We start from the raw sequence: 23,436 nt of genomic DNA on the forward strand, positions 1-23,436 counted from the left end.
ACTATGACACACTTCGTTCACAGGACGAAGGAGTGATAGACGTGGGCACCGTACGACCTCGCATCAGTTTGGTGCGGCTTCTCGAAGACGTGGGAACTACGGTGCTGAATCCGGTTGTCGGCGACCCGGAGGCGGTCCAGGAGATCGCCTCGGTGGTCATTCACGACCCCGACGACGACTCACCCTCGACACCGGACTCCATGGTGCTGCTCGTCGGCGTCACCGGAGGCGAACGTATCGCGGAGTCCGTGGCCGGCCTGGCCGAGCGCGGAGTACGCGTGGTGGTCGCGCGAGTGACCGCCGAGGTCAGCGATGCGGACCGCGAATCCGTCATCGCCTCGGGCGTCGTGCTGTTGGCCTTGGCGCGAGGAGTCTCGTGGGTTCAGCTGACAAGCCTGCTTCATTCGGTGCTCTCGGCCCGAAACGAAGTCGGGCACATCCACTCACGCGGAGGCGGCCCGGCCGGCGATCTGTTCGCCTTCGCCAACGCTGTCAGCGCACTTCTCGATGCGCCGATCACGATCGAGGACCGCAGCTCACGGGTCATCGCCTTCTCCGGCCGCCAGGAAGAAGGAGACGGTCCACGTATCGCGACCGTTCTGGAGCGGCAAGTTCCTGACCAGTACATTCGAGTGCTCGAAGAGGCCGGGGTCTTCGACCGGCTCTATCGCAGCGACGATCCGGTGTGGGTCTCGGCCGAGACCCTCGGTACCAAAATGGGTCGTATCGCCGTGTCCATCAGAGCCGGCGACGAGTTCCTCGGCTCCATGTGGGTGGCAACCGGTGAGCCGATGTCCGACGACCGGATGCGTGCTCTGCGCGATTCTGCCGGGTTGATCGCGCTGCAGATGTTGCGGTTGCGCGGCGGTGCCGACGCCGAGCGCCGACTGCGCGCAGACCTGATCGCAACCCTTCTCGACGGTGGGTCAGGTGCGGTCGACGCGATGAATCGCCTCGGTCTCGGGACCGGTCCCGCACTCGTGATGGCTTTGGGTCGTAGGTCTTTCGAAGGATCGTCGAAGCCGGACGATGCCGCCCACGTGGTGCGACTGACCGACGCTCTGGCCATGCACCTCGGCGCCGTCCACTCGCAGTCGGCGGCAGCCTTGGTCAACGGAACCGGCTACGCGGTGCTGTCTGTGCGAGGGCATTCCCCGGCCGAAGCCGAGTTGCAGGCGTTCCGTGTGGCCTCGGACTTCCTGGACCGCACCGGAGCGTCCGGCGACACGATCATCGGGATCGGCCGGGTCGTGACCAGACCGGCGCAGCTGAGCCGATCGAAGCGCGACGCCGAACATGCCCTCGAAGTGTTGTTGGCGGGACGAGCGTCGGGCAGCGTCGCCACCTTCAGTAGCGTCCACGTCGATGCCATCCTGTTGGAGATCGCGTCGGAAGCTGCAGCCGAAGGGTTCTCGGACCTCGGACCGATCGAGGCGATCGCCAGCCACGACGCCGCTCATGCGACCTCGTTCGTGGACACTCTCGATGCGTGGCTCAACGCGTTCGGTGATGTCGGTGACGCCGCGGCGTCATTGCACGTGCACCCCAACACCTTTCGGTATCGTCTCAGCAAGTTGAAGGGTATGGCCGCGTTGGATCTCGACGACCCCAACGTCCGCTTCCGGTTGATGGTGCATCTTCGTCTGCGCGGTCCACGCTAGCTCGAAAGCCGAAAAATGCGGGTCGCACTGATTTCTCAGCGCGACCCGCATTCTTTGTCAGTGGGTTCGGATCAGCTGTTGTTGCGAAGTGCTTCGACAGCGATGCGGCCGACGGTTCCGATGGAGGCGTCGATCTTCGGGGCGCGGTGGGTGAGCTCGTGGGACTTGGTGAAGACACCGACGGCGTAACGCTTGCCGTCCGGGTACGCCACGACGCCGGCTTCGTTTCGTACCAGTCCCAGCGTTCCGGTCTTGGCGGCGACAGTGACCTCGTCGGGGAAACCGGACGAAAGGCGGTGCGGCCAGACCTGCTTGCTCATGATGGTTCGGACCTCTTCACAAGCCGATGCGGGGCCGGCTTCATCCCTCCAGATTGCAGCCAGCAACATTGTGATCTCACGAGGAGTACTGGAATTGGAGCGGGCGGGATCCATGACGGAAATTGTCCGAAGAATTTCGATGGGGGGCATTTCCAGCAAGGTGCCCTTGTCGACGCCGAGGTCGTCGTAGACCGTCTTGAAGAGGCCTCGGCAGTCACGGACCAAGTTGGTCTTCTCCAAACCGAGCCCGCGCAGCGTTGCGACGATGTTGTCGAGTCCGAGACGCTCGTACAAGAAATCCGTGGCGGCGTTGTCGCTGAAGCTCATCATGAGCAGAGCGAGGTCTCGCCAGCTTGCAGTCACGTCGTCGGCGCAGCCGCCGATACCGATGCCGCCGGAGCGGAACTCGGCGGTCACCGTGGCGTGCTCGGTCGGATCAAGGGTGCCTGCCGCTACTTCACGGGCGTACTGAAGCACAACAGGAATCTTGAAAACGGAGGCGAGGATGACACCTTCGTCCGCGCCGTAGCCGAACTCTTCGCCGGAATCGATGTCGCGTGCGTGGACGTAGGCATCGGTCTTCGCTTCGGCGAGTACAGCAGCGATCTCCTGCTGTGCGCTCTCAACGTACGTGGCGGTTTCGGTCATTCGAGAAGCCCTTTCGTCGGTATCCATGTATCTGGGTTATTCGTGGATCTGACGATAGTGAGTCGACGACGGGGGGTCTTGTACGAATCGACGAAGGTTGGCGCACGGTTCGGTGCTGTTGCGCCGAATCATCCGGGCGTCGGGGTGTTCTCCGGATCAGGACGCATAAGTTTCGAGGCGACATCCGACCAGTTCGGCGACGGCGCTGCGTCGCTTGTCGGAGACCACGCCTGCCAACAGGAGGGTGAACAATTCGTCGATACGGTCGTTCAAATCGCTTCGTCTGGTGAGCACGTTCGAAACCAGTTGAACGCCGGTGAATGCCGAGATCACCACGCGACCCACCGATTCCGGCTCCACATCGTCGCGGATGTCGCCTTCGAGCTTCGCGGCCTCGGCCAGTTTTCGAAGCTCGCGGATCCACGCGACGTACGGGCCTTGCGAACCGTCGGCAGAGGCCAACTCGAGGGTAAGTCGGATTCCCGCACGAACAATAGGCTCTGCGACGAGTTGGCGGCCCATCTCGTGGCACACCATGACGAGCTGTTCCAGTGCCGGTGCGCCTGTGGCTGCAACTGCGGTGAAGGCACTGATCGAGATCTGGTGCTGTTCTTCGATCACCGCCTGAGCCAGTTCGTCTTTGGACGAGAAGTGAAAATAGACCGCGCCCTTGGTCATCTGCGCCGCGGACACGATGTCATTCATGCTCGTGCTGCCGTACCCCGTGACTTCGAACCGATCAGCAGCACCTTGAAGAATCTGTCGGCGACTGATCTTGGCACGTTCCTGCATTGCTCCCTTGTCCTCCGACTGTTAACACGTGAACCAGTTTTAGGGCCCTAGGTCCCGGACCAGCGACCCACGGTAGCAGCGAATCTCGTGCTCGCGCGACAGCGCGAAACGGACTGTTCGGTGTGCAATCGCAGGTCACGGTCGGTAGGAGCGACAAATGCGACCGCCGCAACCTCCGTTGGAGGCTGCGGCGGGGAGTCCAGTTATCGGCCAGCGAAATTCGGTCGAAGGTATGCGATCAACGAGTCGAGACAGTTGCCTCGAAGCCGAGGTCGCGTAGCGCCGACTTGAGCTTGGTCTGTGCCTCGTCGAGAGATTCGGGTGACGGCGAGGTGTCGGCGCCACTGATGTCGAAGTTCCCCATGTCGTATGCGGGGAAAACATGAACGTGAAGATGCGGAACTTCCAGACCTGCGATGAGGAGACCCGACCGAGGCGCGTCGAACGCCTTCCGCACGGCTTGGCCGAGGTTGCGGGCAACAGCGGTGACCTTGGCAAAGAGTTCAGGATCCACGTCCTGCCACTGATCGACCTCGGCTCGCGGAACCACAAGCACGTGGCCCTGCGTTACCGGCGCGATGGTCAAGAACGCGACGACGTCCTCGTCCTCCCACACGAAACGTCCTGGTAGATCCCCGTTGATGATGGCACTGAAGACTGAAGGCATACCCCGAGATTAGCCCGCGTCCGGTTGCCAGGAAACTCCCAGGCTGGACGCAGGTTCGTCGGAGCCGGCCCGACAAATCTAGGACGCATGACGACAGAAGCCATGCAGACCGCGGGCAGCACGGACGCAGAGGAGGTCTCCGCGACGACTGTAGTGCTGGACGTGGTCGTCCCGGTATACAACGAAGAGGCAGGCCTCGAGGCGTGCGTGCGGCGCCTGCGCCGGCATTTACGCACGCAGGTGCCATTCTCTGCACGAATTACCATCGCGGACAACGCCAGTGTCGACGGCACGTTGGCACTCGCCCGTTCCCTCGCCGAAGAATTCGACGACGTCCGGGTCGTCCACCTGGATGCGAAGGGTCGTGGTCGAGCACTGCGGCAGGTATGGAGCGACTCCGATGCCGACGTGGTCGCGTACATGGACGTCGACCTCTCGACCGACCTCAACGCCCTGATGCCGTTGATTGCTCCGTTGCTCTCCGGACACTCGGACATCGCCATCGGTTCCCGGCTGGCACGATCGTCCCGCGTGGTGCGCGGCCCCAAGCGTGAGTTCATCTCACGTAGCTACAACCTCATCCTCCGAAGCGCACTGCATGCTCGCTTCTCCGACGCCCAGTGCGGATTCAAAGCCATGCGCGTCGATGTTGCACGGCAACTACTTCCGCTGGTGGAGGACACCGGGTGGTTCTTCGATACCGAATTGCTGGTGCTGGCCGAGCGAGCGGGCATGCGGATTCACGAGGTCCCTGTCGACTGGGTGGACGACCCGGACAGTCGGGTGGACATCATTGCCACGGCAGTTGCCGACCTCAAAGGTGTGGTCCGTGTCGGGCGAGCACTGTCTACCGGTTCCCTTCCATTGGCCGAGCTCAGGGCAAGTTTCGGACGTGAACCGTTGGTTCCCGGAGTTCCACGAGGAATGGTCGGGCAGCTCTCACGCTTTGCCGTGGTGGGAGTCATTTCGACGCTCGCGTACGCGCTGCTCTACCTCGCTCTGCACTCGATCATGGGTGCGCAGTGGGCCAACGCCGTCGCATTGCTGGTGACCGCGGTATTCAACACCGCCGCCAACCGGGCCTTCACCTTCGGGATCCGAGGGTCGGAAGGATCCGCTCGTCACCAGATGCAGGGCCTGCTCGTGTTCGGGTTCGGTCTACTGCTCACCAGCGGATCGTTGTTCGTGCTCGACGTCATGGCGCCCGATGCTTCCAAGCACGTGGAGCTTGCCGTACTCGTCATCGCCAATCTTGTTGCCACAGTCAGTCGATTCATCGCACTGCGCTGGGTGTTTCGCACCGCACAATCCGTAGGAGCCAATCGATGACCGCCATTGCAGAGACACTCGCCGCGCCGCTGCCAGCGCCGGAACCGCAACGTCAGGTGCGCTGGGAACCGTGGGCACTGGGAGTGTTGTTGGTGGGCACCGGAGTCGCCTACATCTGGGGCCTGGGTGCGTCCGGATGGGCCAACTCGTTCTATGCCGCTGCGGTACAGGCAGGTTCGGTGTCGTGGAAGGCTTTCTTCTTCGGCTCCTCGGACGCTGCAAACTCGATCACCGTCGACAAGCCGCCCATGTCCCTGTGGTTGATGTCGCTGTCGGTTCGCATCTTCGGACTCAATTCCTGGGCGATGTTGGTGCCGCAGGCACTCCTCGGGGTCGGATCGGTTGCACTGTTGTGGGGAACGGTTCGACGGTATTTCGGTGCGGCCGCCGGCCTCCTCGCGGGCCTGGTACTTGCGCTCACACCCGTAGCGGCGCTGATGTTCCGGTTCAACAACCCGGATGCTCTGCTGGTGCTCCTGATGATCGCAGCAGTGTGGGCGATGATGCGCGCCGTGCAGGACGGCCGCACCCGCTGGCTCGTGTTGGTCGGTATCTTCTGCGGATTCGGTTTCCTGACAAAGCAATTACAGGTCATGTTGGTAGTTCCACCGCTGGCGCTCACCTATCTGATCGCCGGACCGCCGAAACTGGGTAAGCGCGTACTCCAACTGTTCGCGGCACTGGGCGGACTGATCGTCTCCGCCGGATGGTGGTTGGCAATCGTCGAACTGTGGCCGGCCGACTCGCGTCCGTGGATCGGTGGTTCACAGAACAATTCGATTCTCGAACTGACGCTCGGCTACAACGGGCTCGGGCGCTTGAGCGGCAACGAGACCGGAAGCGTCGGCGGCGGCGGAATGCGCGGTGCTGGTGATGCCGCGGCCGGCGCTGCTGCGGGCGGTTTCCCAGGTATGGGCGAGGCCGCGGGTGGTATGGCCGGGGGAGGTATGGCACCAGGTGGTGCGGCCGGCGGTGGTATGTGGGGGAGTACCGGCATTACCCGACTGTTCGAATCGGCCCAGGGCGGACAGATCGCCTGGTTGATTCCTGCTGCACTGATACTTCTGGCGGCTGGAATCGTGCTGCGAGGCAGTGCACCCCGCGCTGACACGCAGCGTGCGTCATTCATCGTCTGGGGGCTCTGGCTGTTGGTGACCGGACTGACCTTCAGTTTCATGGCGGGAATCTTCCACGCCTACTACACCGTTGCGCTGGCGCCGGCGATCGCCGCGCTGATCGGTTCAGGATCGGTAGTGGCGTGGCGTCATCGTGACGTCCTCTGGGTTCGCATCATTCTGGCGGTGTCCTTGGCCGCAACCGTCGCGATGGCGTGGGTACTGCTCGGACGCTCGCCTTCGTTCGTACCGTGGCTTCGCTGGACCATTCTGGTGGTCGGCATCGTCAGTGCCGTGGCAGTGCTGATTCCGGCAGTGACGCGAGGTCGATTGGCTGTAGCAGTGATTCTCGCAGCGATCTTCACCGGTCTGGCAGGTCCGACTGCATACGCGATCGACACGATCAACACTCCGCATACCGGTTCCATAGTTTCGGCCGGACCGAGCGTCGAAGGTGGAATGGGCGGGCCCGGCGGTGGCCGCGGAGGCTTCGGTGGATTCGGTGGCACGGCTGATGGCGGTAACCGTCGGACTGACGGGGCTGGGACCGGAATGCCGGGCACGCCCCCTGTAGGAATGGGTCAGATGCCCGGTGGTGCAACAGTTCCGGGCGGTACCACGCCGACCACCGACGGGACGCGAGGCGCAATGGGAGGCGGTGCCGGTGGTCTACTGCAGGGCAGCACGCCGGGAGCCGCTGTTGTGTCCACTCTCGAAGAGAACTCCGACCAGTTCACGTGGGTAGCCGCGGCAATCGGGTCCAACAGCGCATCGGGTTATCAGCTTGCGACGCAGTCACCGGTCATGGCTATCGGAGGGTTCAACGGGAGCGATCCGTCGCCGACGCTCGCGCAGTTCCAGCAGTACGTGGCAGAGGGCAAGATTCACTTCTTCATCGCTGGCGGTGGGATGGGTGGCGGTATGAACGCCGAAGGCACCGCTACCGCTATCTCGACGTGGGTGACCGAAAACTTCACCGCCACAACGGTGGACGGAGTAACCCTCTACGACTTGACGGTTGCAGGCTGACCAACAGGAACGCACGCCAGGTCCGCATCGGAGGTGCTTCCTCCGATGCGGACCTGGCGTGAAGTTGTATGCCTGAGGTTCGTCCTCAGGTTTTGAAGGTGGTGTTCGCCGGCCTGGGTTGCTGCCCGGGGTCGATCGAGGGTGGCGGGATGAACCAGGGTTTGTTGTCGGCGCCGATGCGGATTTCCCATTTCCCGACGAACCCTGATTTCCGGTGCATCAGTCGGTGGTGTGAACGGCACAGCAGGACCAGGTTGTTCATCACCGTCGGGCCACCGTTCGCCCAGTGCCGGATATGGTGCGCATCGGTCCAGGCGGGCACGCATGTGCAGCCCGGGAACGCGCAGCCTCTGTCGCGGGCAATCAACGCAGTCCGTTGTTCGGCGGTGACCAACCTCTTTCCTGGTTTCGCATCCAAGGGTGTGCCGTGATCGTCGAGCAGCACGGTCGAGAGGAAACAATCACACCCGAGAAGCCTGGTCTGCGACACCGACAGCGGTCCCAGCCAGGGCATGTGCCCGACATCAAGATCAGACACAGCCACTCCACCACCATCAGTTGGTGTGGCGGCGCAGTCCCGATGCTCAGCCAGATCCCGAGCATTGATGTGCACGTTCACATGCGGACGCTGACCACCATCGGTACCAGTCTTGGCGCAATCGAGATAACGGCGAATCAGTTCGGTGAACCCATCCGCAGTCCGCTTCGCCGCCGACCGAGAATCCGGCGTCCCATCTGGTGCCGGGGTCGGCATCGTCAGATTCGACAACGCCGACAACAACATTTCACCGGTGAGAGCATCGAAATCCCCACGCACCACCACCCGACCATTGAGCGTCGAAGCAATCCGCAACTCATTGAGATCGACATCCTCGGCGGGCGGAATCTCATCCGATTCGAACAACCGCTCCAAGGTCGCGATCACGTTCCGCACTTTTGTCGTCGTCGCCTCAACTCCGGAAGCAGCCGCAAGCAGTAGGTCGATACAGCGAGGGAGCGCGGCGTCTGGCATGCCCTTCGGTGGTGATTCACAGAACGCCACGATCAACACGGCATGCTCGAAGGAGCAGTCCCCGCCATCGAACCGAGCAGCCACCGCCGGAAACGGCCGCAAAGCTGCACCCAACGCGGCGATCTTCTTCCCGTCCCGAACCTGCAGCGTCGTGTTGGCCGCCAACCAGGACCCCACTCCGCGGCTGGCGATCACCTGATCATCCGGGCGCAACGACAACTCGTCCACCACCGCCACTCGAACGGCTTCGAGGCGCAGAATCTCCGCACTCGCCGACACCGCAGCAGCACGCAACTCAGCAGCAGACAACTGCCACAGGCGTCCGCGTAACCCCACCGCAGAACCAGACACCACGTCCGACAACAAGACGCTCATTGAATCCCCCGATCCCCTGCCCAAATCATACTCGAACATACGTTCGGGTCAAGGGTCGATTTCGCAGGGGCTAAGCGCTGATACTGTCGAGGTCGTGGACCACGTCGCAGCAGGCGCCGAGTAATTCGCGATCATGGCTGATGAGTAATACACCGACGCCGGTTTCGGCGGCGCGACTCTCGATCAACCGAATGAGCGCGGCCGTCGTGGCGGCGTCGAGCATCGCCGTCGCCTCGTCACAGATGAGGTATTTCGGTTGTTGCGCCAGCGATCTCGCCAGGCAGGCGCGCTGTAGTTGGCCGTCGCTCACCTGGTGTGGTCTGCGCGACAAGAGATCGGGAGTGAGGCCCACTTCTGCTGCCAGCGCGGCCACATCGATTGACCTACTGGCAATGTCACCGGGTTGGCCGATGATCGAGGCGAGCGTCTGCCGAGGGTCGGTCGATGCGCGAGGTGACTGAAACAGCATGGACACCGTGCCGCGTAGTGCCGCGGGTACCGAGAATTTGGTACCCACAACGGGTGATCCGTCGATCCGCACTTCGCCTGACCACGGTGCATCCAGCGAAGCGAGAATCCTTGCAAGTGTTGATTTTCCGGTGCCCGAAGGCCCGGTCAGGCCGATCAGCTTTCCCGACGGAATCTCGAGCGAGACGTTCTCGAGAACTGGCCGGTTGCGACGGTAACCGCTGGTGATTCCCAGAGCTTGCAGACTCATGTCAGCCCACCTTCCGCAGCGTTCGGTACGTGCGGTCACCCAATGTGACCAGTTCGGTCGGGCCACCGGATTGTTTCGACTCCGGGCGTCGTAGGTGATAGACGCACTCCTCGGGGAGATCGGTGAGTTGCGGTGGCGATCCCGGCATGGGAGTCAAACCTCTGGAAGGTAAGGCGCCGAGAAGGTCTCGGGTGTAATCGTGAAGCGGATCTTGGAACACCAGCGCGGCCGGACCGGTCTCCATGATGCGTGATGCGTACATGACGGCAAGTCGATCCGCGGCACCGCTGCGGGTAAGGGATGCCAGGTCATGGGTGATGAGCAGGACCGCCGCTCCGGCGTCCGCGCACTCTCGAAGTAATCCCATGACGTGGTCGGTGAGTTCGCGGTCGAGGTTGGCGGTGGGTTCGTCTGCGACGATCACCGACGGATTCCCGGCCAGCGCACCGGCAATGGCCACGCGTTGCGCCATGCCGCCCGACAGTTCGTGCGGGTAGCAGTCCAGGGCCGACGGTTCGAGTCCGACGCGAAGTGCCAAGGCATCGCAAGTGTGATCGCTGCCGAGTGCGTCGATCGTCTCCTGTAGTTGCGATCGCGCAGTCCGGACGGGGGTGAGATGTGTTGCGGCGGATTGTGGGACGAGAGCCACGTGCCGCCCACGGAACGCGGTGCCGGAGAAGACGTCGATCTCGAGGTCCGGTGTTGCGACGGTGACCGTTCCGGTTCGAGAAGCATTCGGCGGCAACATGTTCATGACCGAGGTGGCGATGATCGACTTGCCACACCCCGATTCCCCGACAAGTGCGGTCACCGTGCCGGCTGGAACGTCGAGGTCGATGTCGCTCGCAGCGTGAACTACCGATCCTCCGAGTAGAGGGATCCTGACGGTGAGAGATTCGATGCGCAGGCCGTGGTTCACAGTCGCAACTCCGAAGGTCGAGGGGGCGTGAGCATCGACCGCAGGGCCGAACCGGCGACGGCAACTGCGACGGTGGCGATCACGAGAACTGCGGCGGGGAATGCCAGCGTCCACCAACCGCCGAGGAGCAGAGAACTGCGTGCCTCTTCGAGAAGCGTCCCGAGACTGGGCTTGTGCGGGGGAAGGCCGAATCCCAGGAAGGACAACGTCGATTCGTGCCAGACGGCGTGGGGCAGCAGGAGAACGACTGCGATCAAAGCCTGTGGCGCCGTCGCCGGCACGAGGTGGCGCATGATCACGTGACGTCGACTGGCTCCCGCGAGAATGGCGGCGTCGATGTAGGGACGCTCGCGCAGACTCAAGATCTCGGAGCGGATGATCCGGGCCACTTGGGTCCAGTGGGTCAGTGCGATCGAAAGCACGATGGCGGCAATGCTTCCACGGAACATCGCGACGATGACGATGCCGAGCAACAGGTGGGGGAGTGCGTTGACGGCATCGGTGCCGCGCATGACGAACCTGTCCACCCAGCCGCCGACCAGTCCGGCCGTAGTGCCGACGGCGACGCCGATCACCGTGGCGAGCAGCGCGCAGGCGAGTGCGATCAGAAGTGAGGTTCTGATGCCTGCAGCTATGCGCACGAACAGATCTCGGCCCGCCGAGTCAGTTCCGAACGGGTGATCGAACGACGGAGCCAGGCGAGTCGCCGAGAAGTCTGTGACTCGGTCGTCGACGTCGGCCAACCATGGGACCAACGCCGCGTACAGCGCCACGAGGATCAGCACGCCGACGGCGATCTTGAAGCGTCGTTCAGCCATCGGTACTCACTCTCGGGTCGAGTACTGCAACGAGGACGTCGGCAATCAGTGAGCCGAGCATGACCGTCAATGTCGTACCGACGGTGAGGAACGCGAGCAGTGCCATGTCGAGGTCACGGGCTGACGAGACGATGGCGCCGGCGATCCCTGGCCAACTGAAGACCTCTTCCACCAGCACTGCCCCGACTATCAGCTCGGGCAGTCGCACGCCGACGATGTTCACGAAAGGCGCCAGTGAGGTCGGCAGTATGTGGCGTTTCGTGATGGTCGGCGTCGGGATTCCGCGTGCTACGGCGCCCGCGACAAATCCCTCACATTTCGAACCCACGACGGATTCTCGGACCGCGAGTAGGAGCCACGGCATCTGCGAGATGGAGAGGACCGTCACCGGTAGGACCAAGTGCCGGATCACCTGTCCCGGTGTGGGATCGGCACCCCCGTCGGTCAACCCGGCGACCGGGAGCCAGCCGAGAGTCAACGCGAAGAGCGCGATGGCACCCAGCGACAAGACAAACGGCGGAAGTCCTTGGACCACGACGCTCAGCCCGGACACGGTCTTGTCCAAGAATCCTCCACTGCGGATTCCGGCGAGAACACCGAGTGTCAGCGAGGCGAGAATCGCGATGAGGAGTGAGATACCGACCAGCAGCAGGGTCCATGGCAGACGCTCGGAGATAACTTGGGAAACAGGCTGATTGAACGATCTGGAGATCCCGAGATCACCGGTGAACACGCCCTGGAGCCAATTCCAGTACGTGCTGTACCAGGGGTTGTCGAAACCCATCTGATCGGCGATCAACGCTTTGTCCGCGTCGCTGGTCGTCATGTATCGCGTGCCCAGGTAGCCGACAAGTGGATCGAACGGTGAGATCGCGGCGGCGGCAAAGAGTCCCGCGGACACCACGGCGATCACCGGCACGATGAACAACACCCGCCGACCGACCATCGTGAGGATGGCCTTTCGGCGGGAGTTGCCACGGTGGCCGAGCGATTGCCGCGCGTCTACCCGAACGTCGACCGCTGTCATTGCCCTCTGGCCCACGTCTGCAGTGACCACCACGGGCCCCAGGTCACACCGTGTGAGTGTGGCTCGAGTACAGGTCCGGACATCTGCCAGTCCGAATCCTTCGAAACGTACGTATGGTCGAGGAATACGAGGATGACAAATCCGGGATCCTCGACGTACGCCTGCTGCACGTCGCGATACGCGGCGTCACGCGTTGCCTGATCCAGGCTGCGGCGTCCTACTTCCAGGCCTGCGTCGACTGCTGGATTGGAGTAGTCGCTGGCGTTGTCGTAGATGCTGCCGACCCCGGGCGCTATGTACTTCGAGTTCAGCGCGTCGTACGCCTGCGTGTCTGGATCGAAAGGTTCGTCTCCACCACCGAGAAGCGTCGAATCCTGGTTGATTCGAGGGTCTATGCGGTCCCAGGAGAGCGCTTCGAGATCCACCTCGATGCCGACAGCGAGAGCATCGGAGGCAAATGCCTGAGCGAGATCACGTCGAACGGTGTCGACGGAGTTGTACATGATCGTGAACTGCGCCCGCTGACCGTCTTTCGAACGGATTCCGTCGGCACCTTCGATCCAGCCCGCTTCGGTGAGAATTCGCTCGGCCTCGGCCGGGTCGTAGGCGAAGGTTGCGTTCGGGTTGTACGAATCGCCGTAGACCTCGGGGATCGGAGTGGCGGCGACGCGGCCGTGTCCGCCCAGGACGTTGTCGATCATCGACTGGCGATCGGCGGCGAGGTTGAGCGCCATCCGTACGGCTTTGTCGCCTGCCACGGGATTGTTCGTCGGAAGTGAGAGACCGCGCCAGTCCGCTGACTGATGGGCAGTCACCGACATGTTGTCTTTGCCCGAGAACGTATTGGCAAGCAGTGGAGGGAGATTGGTTCCGTCGATCTCGCCGGACACCATACGTTGGGCGCGGGTGTTGTCGTCCGGAACGTAGAGGAGAGTGAGCTTCTTGATCTCCGGTGCACCGTCCCAGTAGTTCTCGTTCGCCTCGAAGACCGCTCGATCCGGTGAGAGATCGACGAGTGTGTACGGACCCGTACCGACAGGCGCGGTGTTCAACGGCGATTCGGCGGCAAGTCCGGGTGTCGCGAGGGATTCCGACGGGACCATGCCGATCAGCATTTTCGTCAGCAGGGGCGCATACGAGTACGCGAGGCGGAACTCGACTGTGTTGTCGTCGACGGCCACGACATCGCTGATCATGTCGTACGACGAACGCGCTTCGGAGGCGGAAGCGGGATCGAGGATCGCCTTGTACGTGGCAACCACGTCGGCGGCGTCGAAGGTCGATCCGTCGGAGAAGGTGACCCCGTCGCGGAGTTTGACCGTCCAGACTGTCGCGTCGGCGTTGGCAGTGGGCATCTCCGCGGCCAGAGACGGCTCGAATCCCGGCATGCCGGTCCCTCCGGTGAGTCGGACGAGACCGTCGTACATCTTGGCCTCGCCGGCAGCGCCGAAGCCTGCGACCGGGTTGTAGCCGCCCAGCTCGTAGCCGTCGGCCAAGACCAGGCCGTCGTTGTTGCCCGAGGAGTCGGTGCCAGTCGGGCTACTGCACGACGTGATCAGAAGTGCGCCGATTGCGGCGGTTGCGGTGAGCGTCAGAACGCCTGGTTTGTGGAGTTTCACGGGTGTCCTTTCCTTGGTGGACAGGTGTCCGAAAACATCTGTTCACCTATTCAGGTATTCATATGATCTCATCTCGAAACGGATATTTCGCACAAAGGCCGAACGCTGGGACCTTGGCCCCGTGAGTGGCACTCCGAGAGCGCTGTTATCGCAGGCCGTAGTCTGTTCCCCGTGCGCGTACTAGTAATCGGCTCCGGAGCCCGTGAACATGCCCTCCTTCTCTCTCTTGCTCGCGATCCAGGTGTCACGGCCCTGATCTGCGCGCCTGGCAATGCCGGGATCGCAAAAATCGCCGAGCAGCACCCCATCGACGTCGCTTCGGGTGACGCGGTTACCGCGCTGGCCCAGAAGGTCGAAGCCGACCTCGTCGTCATCGGACCCGAGGTTCCGCTGGTCCTCGGTGTCGCAGACGCGGTGCGGGCAGCAGGTATCGCCTGCTTCGGGCCTTCGGCCGACGCCGCCCGCATCGAGGGATCGAAGGCTTTCGCCAAGGACGTGATGGCTGTCGCCGGCGTCAAGACCGCTCACAGTGAGATCGTCGACAATCCGGCCAAGCTCGACGAAGCACTCGACCGCTTCGGTCCCAACTGGGTGGTCAAGGACGACGGATTGGCCGCGGGTAAGGGCGTAGTCGTCACGACGGATCGTCTCGCCGCGCGCGATCATGCCGCAGAACTGCTCGAGACCGGACACCCGGTTCTCCTCGAGTCCTTCCTCGACGGTCCGGAAGTTTCGCTCTTCTGCCTCGTCGACGGCGAAACTGTGATCCCGCTGCTCCCGGCTCAGGACCACAAGCGTGTCGGCGACGGAGACTCCGGACCCAACACCGGCGGTATGGGCGCGTACACCCCATTGCCGTGGCTGCCCGACGAGATGGTCACGCAGATCGTCGATGACGTCGTCAAGCCCGTCGCTGCCGAGTTGGTCGCGCGCGGTAGCAGTTTCTCCGGCCTTCTCTACGCCGGTCTGGCGATCGGTGTCGACGGCCCGGCCGTCGTCGAATTCAACTGCCGGTTCGGTGACCCCGAAACTCAGGCCGTGCTTGCTCTCCTCGAAACGCCGCTGGGCGGTCTACTCAATGCGGCCTCGACCGGAACACTCGATTCGGTCGGTCCGTTGCAGTGGCGCGACGGTTCCGCTGTCACGGTCGTGATTGCCGCGGAGAACTACCCGGCAACCCCACGCACCGGCGACGTGATCACCGGAGCGGACGCCGACGGAGTCCTGCACGCCGGTACCAAGAAGCGTGAAGACGGTGCCGTCGTCTCGGCCGGCGGGCGTGTGCTGAGTGTTGTCGGAGTTGGCAAGGATCTGACCGAAGCTCGCGACGACGCCTACGCAAAGATCGCCGACGTCAAGCTTCCCGGCGGTCATTTCCGCAAGGACATCGGACTCGGCGCCGTCGAAGGTCGCATCTCAATTCCCTGACTCGTTCTTTCGGAGGGCCGGTGAACTTTCTGTTCATCGGCCCTTTTCATGGAAAATCAACGGTTCCTCGAAGTTACCCACGAGTATGGACTTCTCGTTCGGTTTCTCCCGGTATATCTCAGCGCGGGGGTCACGGAAAGAGAAGGGCACACTTGAGCATTCGCGCTGGATTCAACGAACGGCACGCACGTACCAATTCCACGCTCTCGCGTAGAAACTTCTTGGCAGCAACAGGATTAGCTGTGGGGGCCGCCGCACTCTCGTCCTCGTGGACCACGGCGGCCGCTGCGCCCAGACGAGCATTGAACGACGGAGACCGTGTCCCCGCGCTCGTGATCGGCAGTGGATACGGCGGTGCCGTTGCAGCACTTCGCCTGACGCAGGCCGGTATCGACACGCACATGGTCGAGATGGGGAAGTCGTGGACCACACCAGGGTCCGACGGCAAGATCTTCTGCCCGATGCTCTCGCCCGACGGTCGGTCCTTCTGGCTCAGAGACCGTACAGTTCAACCGGTTTCACACTTTTCCGGCGGCTCGGTGGACAAGAACATCAGCCGCTACGTCGGCGTTCTCGACGCCGAGGACTTCGGCGGGATCAAGGTCTACCAAGGCCGAGGGGTCGGCGGCGGGTCACTGGTCAACGGCGGTATGGCCGTCACACCCAAGCGCAACTACTTCGAAGAGATCCTGCCCGGGGTCGATTCCAACGAGATGTACTCGACGTACTTCCCGCGGGCCAACGCTGCGCTCGGAGTCAACAACATCGACCCGGCCTGGTTCGAATCGACCGAGTACTACAAGTTCGCGCGGACGGGGCGAAAGACCGCTGAGAGATCCGGTTACACAACAACGTTCGTTCCGAATGTCTACGACTTCAACTACATGAAGCAGGAAGCTGCCGGCCAGGTCACCAAGTCCGCTCTGGTCAGTGAGGTCATCTACGGCAACAATGCCGGAAAGAAGTCACTGGACAAAACGTACCTCGCTGCGGCATCCGCCACCGGCAAGCTCACCATTTCAGCTCTGCACGTCGTGACCTCGGTTGCCCCGGCCGCGACCGGCGGTGGCTATCAAGTGGTGATGAACCAGATCAACGAGCAGGGCAATACCGTCGGCACCAAGACAGTGACGGCGGACAAGGTCTTCTTCGCGGCCGGCAGTATCGGGACCAGCAAGCTCCTGGTCGCGATGAAAGCGCAAGGGCAGCTGGCGAATTTGCCGGGTGCAGTTGGACAGGAATGGGGTCACAACGGCAACGTGATGGTGGGCCGCGCCAATCACATGTGGGACGCCACCGGTGCGAAGCAGTCGGCGATCCCCGTGATGGGTATCGACAACTGGGCCGACACATCCGCTCCCGTCTTTGCGGAAATCGCACCCTTCCCGGCCGGTACCGAACTGTGGGTCAGCCTGTACTTGGCGATTGCCAAGAATCCGCAACGTGCTCAGTTCCAATTCAACTCGGCAACAGGCAAAGTCGGATTGAACTGGCAGCGCTCGCAGAACCAGCCGTCGATCGACATGGCGAAGAAGCTCTTCGACAAGATCAACAAGAAGGAAGGCACGATCTACCGGACCGACCTCTTCGGCCCGACGCAGACGTGGGGCGATCAGTTGACGTACCACCCCCTCGGCGGTTGTGTGCTCGGCAAGGCGACCGACGGCTACGGTCGTCTGCCGGAGTACCCGGGTCTGTACGTCATGGATGGATCCCTCGTACCGGGCAATGTGGGAGTCAATCCGTTCGTCACCATCACCGCTCTGGCCGAACGGAATATCGAGAACATCATTGCGAACGACATGAACTAGGGCGGTGACTCGTCAGCAGGTGCGGTGCGGTGCGGCAGGTGCTGCACCGCACCGCTTCTGTATGTCCCGGAGTGTCATCGCGGCGCGTGATCTCGCAATGATCGATTGACTCGGTCGAGGATGCCGACGGCAGTGGTCAATGTGTCGAGGTCGCCCTCGTCGAGGGACGCCAATTCTTCGGCGAGAACGCCGATGCGTAGTTCGGATCGACGGTCTCGTCGCGCGCTTCGTTCGTCCTTCACGAAAAGTGTGCTCACTCGGCCGTCCGTGGGATCGGGTCGCCGTTCGATCAGGTCTTTGTCGGAGAGTGTGCGCACCAGCGTGCTGACGGTGTTCGGGCGTCTGGAGAGACGATCGGCGACCGCCCCGATGCGAGTGCCCGGATGGTGTGCGACATCGTGAAGTACTTCGGATTGTGCCTCTGGCAGAGTCGCGTCGGTACCCGACGTATCCATGTATTCCCGCAGCGCTCGACGCAATTCGAACGCCGCAGCGATGAGTGATCTCGATGCTTCTTCCGCGGTGGGCATGCGATCGGAGTAGCGATCGACCCCGTGTGATCCACGCCCTGGAACTGTATCTGACACAGATATAGTTTACAGTTCTTCAAAGGGTAGGGTCACCTAACCATGACGGAAGATGAAGCTGTCATGCTTCACGACGTACGGGACACGATCATGAATTTTCGAAAGAAGTCACGCAGTGTAATGCTGATCGGCGCACTGACATTGGTGGCAGCTCTCAGTGGCTGCTCGAGCGAGGACGCGTCGCCCACAGATGCCGAGATCAGTGCGTCGGCTCCGGCGGACTCTGCGTTTGTCGCTCCGCGAGAAGTCCCGGTTGGAATGGGGAGCGGAAAGTCGGACGGCGAGTTCCCTCGTACCGTCTCACACTTCAAAGGGGACACCACGATCGAATCGCAGCCCGAAAAGGTTGTCGTCATCTCGACCGGGCAAGCAGATGCACTCCTGTCGCTCGGTGTCGTGCCCGCAGGTTCGACGCGTGGTGACGGTGCGGACCTGGTGCCTCCGTACTTGTTGTCTGCGTACCCCGAATTCCGTACTCAGCTAAGTGATGTCGTTGACGCAGGTGGACGCTTCACACCGAATTTCGAAGCGATCGTCACGCTCGATCCTGACCTGATCTTGATGAATGTTGCAGGAAAGGACGCTGATTCGCTGTACGACCAGCTTTCCGCCATCGCACCCACGGTGGCAACACAGGGGACCGGCGTCTACTGGAAGCAGGACTTCCTGCTGGTTGCCGACGGGGTAGGTAGGACGCAGCAGGCGACGGCACTGCTGGATACCTTCAATACCGATGCCGCGGCCCTCGGTGCTTCCCTCTCGTCGCCGCCGACGGTGTCGTTCACGCGCCAGAACGGAAATCGTCTGCGCATCTTCGGTATTCCTTCGTTCACCGGCAGTATCGCCGAGGATGCCGGCTTGACCCGTCCGCAGTCGCAGCAGTTCGACGACACTTCCCGAGACATCAGTGAAGAAGAGTTGAACGTGGCGGACGCCGACTGGATCTTCTACGGCGTGCAGGGCGGGGACCCGGCGACATTGACGAACGCGCCGTTGTGGGCGCAGTTACGTGGTGTGGTCGCCAACCACGCCGTCGCTGTTGACGATGACGTCTTCTACCTCAATACCGGGCCGACTGCGGCTCGTGAAGTGCTGAAGGTTCTGCAGAGCGCATTGCAGCAGTAGTCGATTCAGCTTGGTTGTGAGTGCCGACGAATCGGAAGAGGGCTCCACCCACCGTGACGGCAAGCGTCGCGAGAATGGCTCCGGCGATGACGTCGGTGAGCCAGTGCGCACCCAAGTAGAGGCGAGTCAGCGCGACGACGACGGTGACCGTCACGGCGAGGAGCATCAGAAGGCGTTTGACGGCCGCTGTTCGGTCGACGCTCACAACGAGAACGGCAATGCCGAACAGCGCTGCTGTGCCCGTCACGTGACCGGAGGGGAACGAGTGGCCGGTCTCGAGAAGAACCTGGATGTTGGTCGGCGGACGTTCGCGACCGACGAGCGCTTTGATTACCGTGCTGGCGACCGCCGCCCCGCCAACGGTTCCGATCACGATCAAGCCCGGAACGACCGAACGCGCTCGCCATGAGATGAGCACTCCGCAGGTGATCCCGAGCAGCGCGGTGGCGACAGGGCTACCGAGATCTGTGACGGCGACCGCGATCTGGTTCAGGGCGCCGCTCCGATGATCGACCATCCAGTCGGTCACCGGCCCGTCGAAGCTCGTCAACCACCCGCTTCCATACACCTGGATCGACAGCGTCACCAGTGCAAGCACGAGTCCGCACGTGCGAAGGGCTGTAGACCGAACGCTGGAAGCTCGGTAGATCGAACCGAACGCGAACAGAGCTGCGGCCACCACGATTGCGGCAACCGCGATCTCTGCGGTGGTGCTCTCGGTCAGGACTTCGGTGACCACGTTTCGCACGGTCGACACAGTTGCAGGCATGAATGCAGTGTGACGATCCGAAGCTGAAGAAACGCTGAACGGAACTCGGCCCTGGGTCTACCGTCTGCTCTACTGGGTGCATCCGAACAACTGCGTGGCGACGAAACGGGGCCGGTGGTGCGAGTACTGGTGGTCGAAGACGAAGTGCGCCTGGCCGAGACGATCCGGCGGGGATTGGTGGCCGAGGGATTCGTGACCGCCGTCGAACTCAACGGTGACGACGGATTCGCGACTGCGTGCAGTGACGAATTCGACGTGATCGTTCTCGACATCATGTTGCCGGGCAAACACGGGTACGACATCGTGCGGGATCTACGCGCCCGGGAGATCTGGACGCCGATCCTCATGCTCTCGGCAAAGGACGGCGAATACGACCTGGCCGATGCATTCGATCTCGGCGCCGACGACTACCTGGTCAAGCCATTCTCGTTTGTCGTGCTTCTCGCTCGGCTGCGCGCACTGGTGCGTCGCGGCGCTCCACAACGTCCGGCGATACTCTCCGTTGGAGACCTGTCCCTCGACCCGGCCAAACATCAGGTGAGCAGAGCGGGAATCGAATTGACCCTGACGCCACGGGAGTACAGCGTTCTCGAATTCTTGATGCGCAACAATGGTGTGGTGGTCACGAAGACCGAGATCGTTCGCTCCGTCTGGGACACCAACTACGAAGGTGACGAGAACATCGTCGAGGTGTATATCGGTTACCTTCGTAAGAAGCTCGACCTCCCGTTCGGAACTCAGAGCATCGAAACGGTCCGAGGCGTCGGGTACCGCTTTGTCGGCACTGCCTGATCTTCAGTCGTTCGGTACCGGAATCGTCACCTCGAATCGACTTCCACCGCCCACTCTCTCATTGACGGAAATGGTTCCGTGGTGCGCCGCAACTATTTCCGACGCGATGGCGAGTCCGAGTCCGGACCCGCCTCCCTGCCTCGACCGCGGCTGGTCCAGGCGGACGAAGCGTCCGAAGATTCGTTCGCGTTCTGCTGCAGGGATTCCGGGCCCGTCGTCCTCGATCACGATGTGGGCTTCGTTTCCGGCTTCGGAGCACTCGAGATACACGAGGGTCTCCGCATGCCGCACTGCATTGTCCACGAGGTTTCGCACCATCCGCGTCAATGCTCTCGGGTCTCCGGAGACCCGAACCGGAGCCACGGCAGCGGCGACCGTAACTGCGGAGATACCGTCGATCCTTTTCTGCTCGGCGAACAAGATGTCATCGAGGTCGACGTCGACGACGATGCCGAACTTTTCGAGTTCGCTTTCGTCAGAGCGCGCGAGAATCAACAGGTCTTCGATCAACTGCCGCATCCGGCGCGCCTCGGGAAGTAGTGCGTCTTCGATCAGCGCGTCGTCGAGGAGATCCGGGCGTCGGTGTGCCAGTTCGAGGGCCGTCGTGATCGTGGACAGCGGACTGCGTAACTCGTGTGAGGCATCGCTGACAAATCGTTGCTGGGCCAGCGCACCTTCGTCGAGGCGCGCCAGCATGTCGTTCATTGTTGTTGCCAGTCGGGCTATCTCGTCGTTCCCTGACGGGACAGGCACTCGTTCACCTTGACGCCCACTCGAAATCGATGCTACCCGAGCGCGGATGCGTTCGACGGGAGCGAGGGCCGAACCGACGAGGCGGTAGGTGGCAAACGCTGCCAGCCCCAGGACCAGAGGTCCGACGATGGCCAGCAGAACGGCAACGGTCGTCACCACGGTTTCAACCGGTTCGCGGTCGGCGCCGACGAAGACGGTGACTGGTCCGGTCGCCGTCTGAGCGCCTCGCCCGATCAGCCAGTAGTCCTCGTCGTCGGACTTCTTGACCCTTCCGAGAGCGTCCGACTCGTCAGGGCCGAGAAAACGTTCGGACAGGAGGTCGCTGTCGGTTCCAGGTGATTGGGCGACTATTCGGTGATCGGCGTCGACGATCTGCACGATTCCGATCTGACTGTCTGTGGACAGAAGCGAAGGGTCGAGATCGGCCGGGTTTTTTCCGTTGAGCTGCTGGACCAATTGCGTGGCGCGAGCGTCGGAGCTGTTCAGCGCGGACAGATGCAGGGAGTTTGCCAGCACGAAAACCAGTGCAAGCCCGGCGATCACCAGGCAGAAGGCGATCACGAGTGTCGAAGCCACGGTCGAACGGGCACGCACGCTCCACCGGGAGGGGTGCAGAATCGACTCGCCGATGAAGTTCATGGCGTCCAGTCTGTACCTTCTCGGCTGTGCATTTACGAAGACGGGTGACGCGGTCCCGTAATCGGACCGCGTCACCCGTCTAGAGGATCAGGCCACTCGCTTGGCGGTGCGGCCGCCGAATTCGAGCATCACGGCGCGACCGGTGTCGTCGGTGACGAAGCGGCCCAACGCCCGGGTGGTGTCGGCGCGAGCAGCGAAGTCACGGTCGTTGAGGAAGGCGATCGGGATTGCCGGCGGCCAGACGATGTCCTCGTATTCACCGAGATCCTGCGCGCTGCCCATCCGGATGCCGATTCCCTCGTCACCGGGGGCAACGGTCATCATCAGGTCTCCGGCCCGGTACTTACCCAAGACCGCGTCGACGGCAGCCGGTTCGGGCTCGACCACGTCGAGGGATGCCGGCGCGGCCAACTCAGCGAGATTGTCCATGCACCAGTCGACGATCTTCTCACCGATTCCGCCGCCGAGTGCGTTGGTCAGCACGGTGACGGCGAAGTTCTTCTCGGGCACTGTCATGAACTCGGAGACCTGGAGGTTGCTCACGTTTCCGCCGTGCCGCACTACCTGAGTGGTTCCGTATCGAGTCAACAGCCATCCCAGGCCGACTTCTTCGAACATCATCGCGGCGGGACGCTGCGGCTTCTGCATCAACAACCGGGTGGACTCGTCGAGTGGCTGTCCTTCGCCGGGGTGTTCGCCCGACAGTGCGTAACGTGCCCAGACGAGTTGGTCTCGCACCGAGGACCACATTCCGCCGCAAGGGATCATGCCGCGGTCCAGTCCGGTTTCGTTGGACACGAACGGCACACCGTCGCGGATGTAGTGACCGAGTGCGAACCGGTGGGTCATCACGTCCCAGGGCAGGAAGGCCGAGTTCTTCATGTCGAGGGGGTCGAGCACGCGCTGCTTGACCAGCTCTTCGAAGGTCAGTCCGCTGATCTTGGCCACGACATGTCCGGCGAGAACGAATCCGGAGTTGCTGTAGGAGAAGACTTCTCCGACGGGAAATTCTTGTCGCAGTTCGTTCAGCCGTGAAACCGAGCGTCCCAGGGCGTCTTCGCCCCAGCCTGCCGAGAGGCCGGCGTCGCCGGTGAATCCGCCGGTGTGGGTGAGGAGATGACGCATCGTGACTGTGCGCGTGGCTGTTTCGTCGGCGAAGGTCAGTTCGGGGACGTACTCGACCAACGGGGTGTCGAGATCGAGTAGGCCGTCCTCGACGAGTGCCATCGCGGCTGTTGCGGCGAACACCTTTGTGGTGGAGCCGATCATGAACATCGTCTTGTCGGTGACCGGGAGTTGGGTTTCGACGCTCTCGATGCCACTGGTGACGACGATGTCCTTGTCGCCGTGAACGATGCCGACCGAGACGCCGGGGATGTTTGCCTCGACCCTCCACTGATCGACGAGTTCTTGAAGCTGTTCTTGCATCTTTGATTCCTCGAGTTCGCTGGCGTTCTGTGATTCGGCGTTCTGTGTTCCGTCA

20 protein-coding genes are annotated in these 23,436 nt (G+C 62.4%); 7 read left to right on the plus strand and 13 right to left on the minus strand.

What is annotated here, in order from left to right:
- The first annotated feature begins 41 nt into the window (after positions 1-41).
- Positions 42-1,661 carry a PucR family transcriptional regulator gene (locus tag AC1Q6C_RS24515; RefSeq protein WP_058039306.1) on the plus strand — a complete coding sequence of 540 codons (1,620 nt, stop codon included), beginning with the start codon at positions 42-44 and terminating at the stop codon, positions 1,659-1,661.
- Positions 1,662-1,732: 71 nt separating this feature from the next.
- Here the strand turns inward: AC1Q6C_RS24515 and AC1Q6C_RS24520 are convergent, their stop codons facing one another.
- From AC1Q6C_RS24520 to AC1Q6C_RS24530, 3 genes are all read right to left on the minus strand, one after another.
- Entirely contained in the window at positions 1,733-2,629 is an 897-nt protein-coding gene (locus AC1Q6C_RS24520; protein ID WP_007734380.1) for a serine hydrolase, read from the minus strand.
- A 156-nt stretch (positions 2,630-2,785) separates the two neighbouring features.
- Positions 2,786-3,421 carry a ScbR family autoregulator-binding transcription factor gene (locus tag AC1Q6C_RS24525; protein WP_007734383.1) on the minus strand — a complete coding sequence of 212 codons (636 nt, stop codon included), beginning with the start codon at positions 3,419-3,421 and terminating at the stop codon, positions 2,786-2,788.
- A gap of 238 nt (positions 3,422-3,659) precedes the next feature.
- The gene (locus AC1Q6C_RS24530) at positions 3,660-4,088 is read right to left on the minus strand and encodes an HIT family protein (RefSeq protein WP_042449536.1); all 429 of its coding nucleotides are present in this window, start codon (positions 4,086-4,088) and stop codon (positions 3,660-3,662) included.
- A gap of 87 nt (positions 4,089-4,175) precedes the next feature.
- Between AC1Q6C_RS24530 and AC1Q6C_RS24535 the strand changes: the two genes are divergently transcribed.
- Both AC1Q6C_RS24535 and AC1Q6C_RS24540 read left to right on the plus strand, forming a co-directional pair.
- Complete coding sequence (locus AC1Q6C_RS24535; protein WP_047269581.1) at positions 4,176-5,417, plus strand: bifunctional glycosyltransferase family 2/GtrA family protein; 1,242 nt, start codon at positions 4,176-4,178, stop codon at positions 5,415-5,417.
- Positions 5,414-7,561 carry an ArnT family glycosyltransferase gene (locus AC1Q6C_RS24540; protein ID WP_230359512.1) on the plus strand — a complete coding sequence of 716 codons (2,148 nt, stop codon included), beginning with the start codon at positions 5,414-5,416 and terminating at the stop codon, positions 7,559-7,561. Before AC1Q6C_RS24535 ends, AC1Q6C_RS24540 begins: the two co-directional genes overlap by 4 nt.
- 85 nt (positions 7,562-7,646) lie before the next feature.
- On the opposite strand, the gene AC1Q6C_RS24545 is transcribed toward AC1Q6C_RS24540, so the two are convergent.
- The 6 genes from AC1Q6C_RS24545 to AC1Q6C_RS24570 form a co-directional block, all read right to left on the minus strand.
- Positions 7,647-8,948: an HNH endonuclease signature motif containing protein gene (locus tag AC1Q6C_RS24545; protein WP_492666856.1), complete on the minus strand. Its 1,302-nt coding sequence runs from the start codon at positions 8,946-8,948 to the stop codon at positions 7,647-7,649.
- 70 nt (positions 8,949-9,018) lie between these two features.
- The gene (locus AC1Q6C_RS24550; protein ID WP_003945821.1) at positions 9,019-9,666 is read right to left on the minus strand and encodes an ABC transporter ATP-binding protein; all 648 of its coding nucleotides are present in this window, start codon (positions 9,664-9,666) and stop codon (positions 9,019-9,021) included.
- A gap of 1 nt (position 9,667) precedes the next feature.
- Positions 9,668-10,585, minus strand: coding sequence for an oligopeptide/dipeptide ABC transporter ATP-binding protein (locus tag AC1Q6C_RS24555; RefSeq protein WP_228401908.1), 918 nt, complete (start codon positions 10,583-10,585; stop codon positions 9,668-9,670).
- Positions 10,582-11,403: an ABC transporter permease gene (locus AC1Q6C_RS24560; protein ID WP_228401909.1), complete on the minus strand. Its 822-nt coding sequence runs from the start codon at positions 11,401-11,403 to the stop codon at positions 10,582-10,584. The genes AC1Q6C_RS24555 and AC1Q6C_RS24560 overlap by 4 nt, the downstream gene beginning before the upstream one ends.
- Positions 11,396-12,430 carry an ABC transporter permease gene (locus AC1Q6C_RS24565; protein WP_270008438.1) on the minus strand — a complete coding sequence of 345 codons (1,035 nt, stop codon included), beginning with the start codon at positions 12,428-12,430 and terminating at the stop codon, positions 11,396-11,398. The genes AC1Q6C_RS24560 and AC1Q6C_RS24565 overlap by 8 nt, the downstream gene beginning before the upstream one ends.
- Complete coding sequence (locus AC1Q6C_RS24570; RefSeq protein ID WP_042452680.1) at positions 12,427-14,049, minus strand: ABC transporter substrate-binding protein; 1,623 nt, start codon at positions 14,047-14,049, stop codon at positions 12,427-12,429. Before AC1Q6C_RS24570 ends, AC1Q6C_RS24565 begins: the two co-directional genes overlap by 4 nt.
- A 171-nt stretch (positions 14,050-14,220) precedes the next feature.
- On the opposite strand from AC1Q6C_RS24570, the gene purD reads away from it, so the two are divergent.
- Both purD and AC1Q6C_RS24580 read left to right on the plus strand, forming a co-directional pair.
- Positions 14,221-15,477 carry a phosphoribosylamine--glycine ligase gene (gene purD / locus AC1Q6C_RS24575; protein ID WP_042452678.1) on the plus strand — a complete coding sequence of 419 codons (1,257 nt, stop codon included), beginning with the start codon at positions 14,221-14,223 and terminating at the stop codon, positions 15,475-15,477.
- Between the two features lie 152 nt (positions 15,478-15,629).
- Complete coding sequence (locus AC1Q6C_RS24580) at positions 15,630-17,288, plus strand: GMC oxidoreductase (RefSeq protein ID WP_446430704.1); 1,659 nt, start codon at positions 15,630-15,632, stop codon at positions 17,286-17,288.
- A 74-nt stretch (positions 17,289-17,362) separates the two neighbouring features.
- Here AC1Q6C_RS24580 and AC1Q6C_RS24585 read toward each other — a convergent pair whose 3' ends face one another.
- The gene (locus AC1Q6C_RS24585) at positions 17,363-17,875 is read right to left on the minus strand and encodes a MarR family winged helix-turn-helix transcriptional regulator (RefSeq protein ID WP_003945763.1); all 513 of its coding nucleotides are present in this window, start codon (positions 17,873-17,875) and stop codon (positions 17,363-17,365) included.
- Between the two features lie 42 nt (positions 17,876-17,917).
- Between AC1Q6C_RS24585 and AC1Q6C_RS24590 the strand changes: the two genes are divergently transcribed.
- Positions 17,918-19,000 (plus strand): ABC transporter substrate-binding protein, encoded by a 1,083-nt coding sequence (locus AC1Q6C_RS24590; RefSeq protein ID WP_228401910.1) that lies wholly within the window; start codon positions 17,918-17,920, stop codon positions 18,998-19,000.
- On the opposite strand, the gene AC1Q6C_RS24595 is transcribed toward AC1Q6C_RS24590, so the two are convergent.
- Positions 18,936-19,769 (minus strand): phosphatase PAP2 family protein, encoded by an 834-nt coding sequence (locus AC1Q6C_RS24595; protein ID WP_228401911.1) that lies wholly within the window; start codon positions 19,767-19,769, stop codon positions 18,936-18,938. The genes AC1Q6C_RS24590 and AC1Q6C_RS24595 overlap by 65 nt on opposite strands.
- Positions 19,770-19,886: 117 nt before the next feature.
- Here AC1Q6C_RS24595 and AC1Q6C_RS24600 point away from each other — a divergent pair, with 117 nt between their 5' ends.
- Entirely contained in the window at positions 19,887-20,561 is a 675-nt protein-coding gene (locus tag AC1Q6C_RS24600) for a response regulator transcription factor (protein ID WP_037132434.1), read from the plus strand.
- A gap of 3 nt (positions 20,562-20,564) precedes the next feature.
- On the opposite strand, the gene AC1Q6C_RS24605 is transcribed toward AC1Q6C_RS24600, so the two are convergent.
- Together AC1Q6C_RS24605 and AC1Q6C_RS24610 are read right to left on the minus strand one after the other, a co-directional pair.
- Positions 20,565-21,953 (minus strand): sensor histidine kinase, encoded by a 1,389-nt coding sequence (locus tag AC1Q6C_RS24605; RefSeq protein WP_270008388.1) that lies wholly within the window; start codon positions 21,951-21,953, stop codon positions 20,565-20,567.
- An 87-nt stretch (positions 21,954-22,040) separates the two neighbouring features.
- Complete coding sequence (locus tag AC1Q6C_RS24610; protein WP_492666857.1) at positions 22,041-23,381, minus strand: serine hydrolase domain-containing protein; 1,341 nt, start codon at positions 23,379-23,381, stop codon at positions 22,041-22,043.
- Positions 23,382-23,436 lie beyond the last annotated feature (55 nt).

The sequence above is a fragment of the Rhodococcus sp. MT28 genome (genome assembly GCF_058792695.1).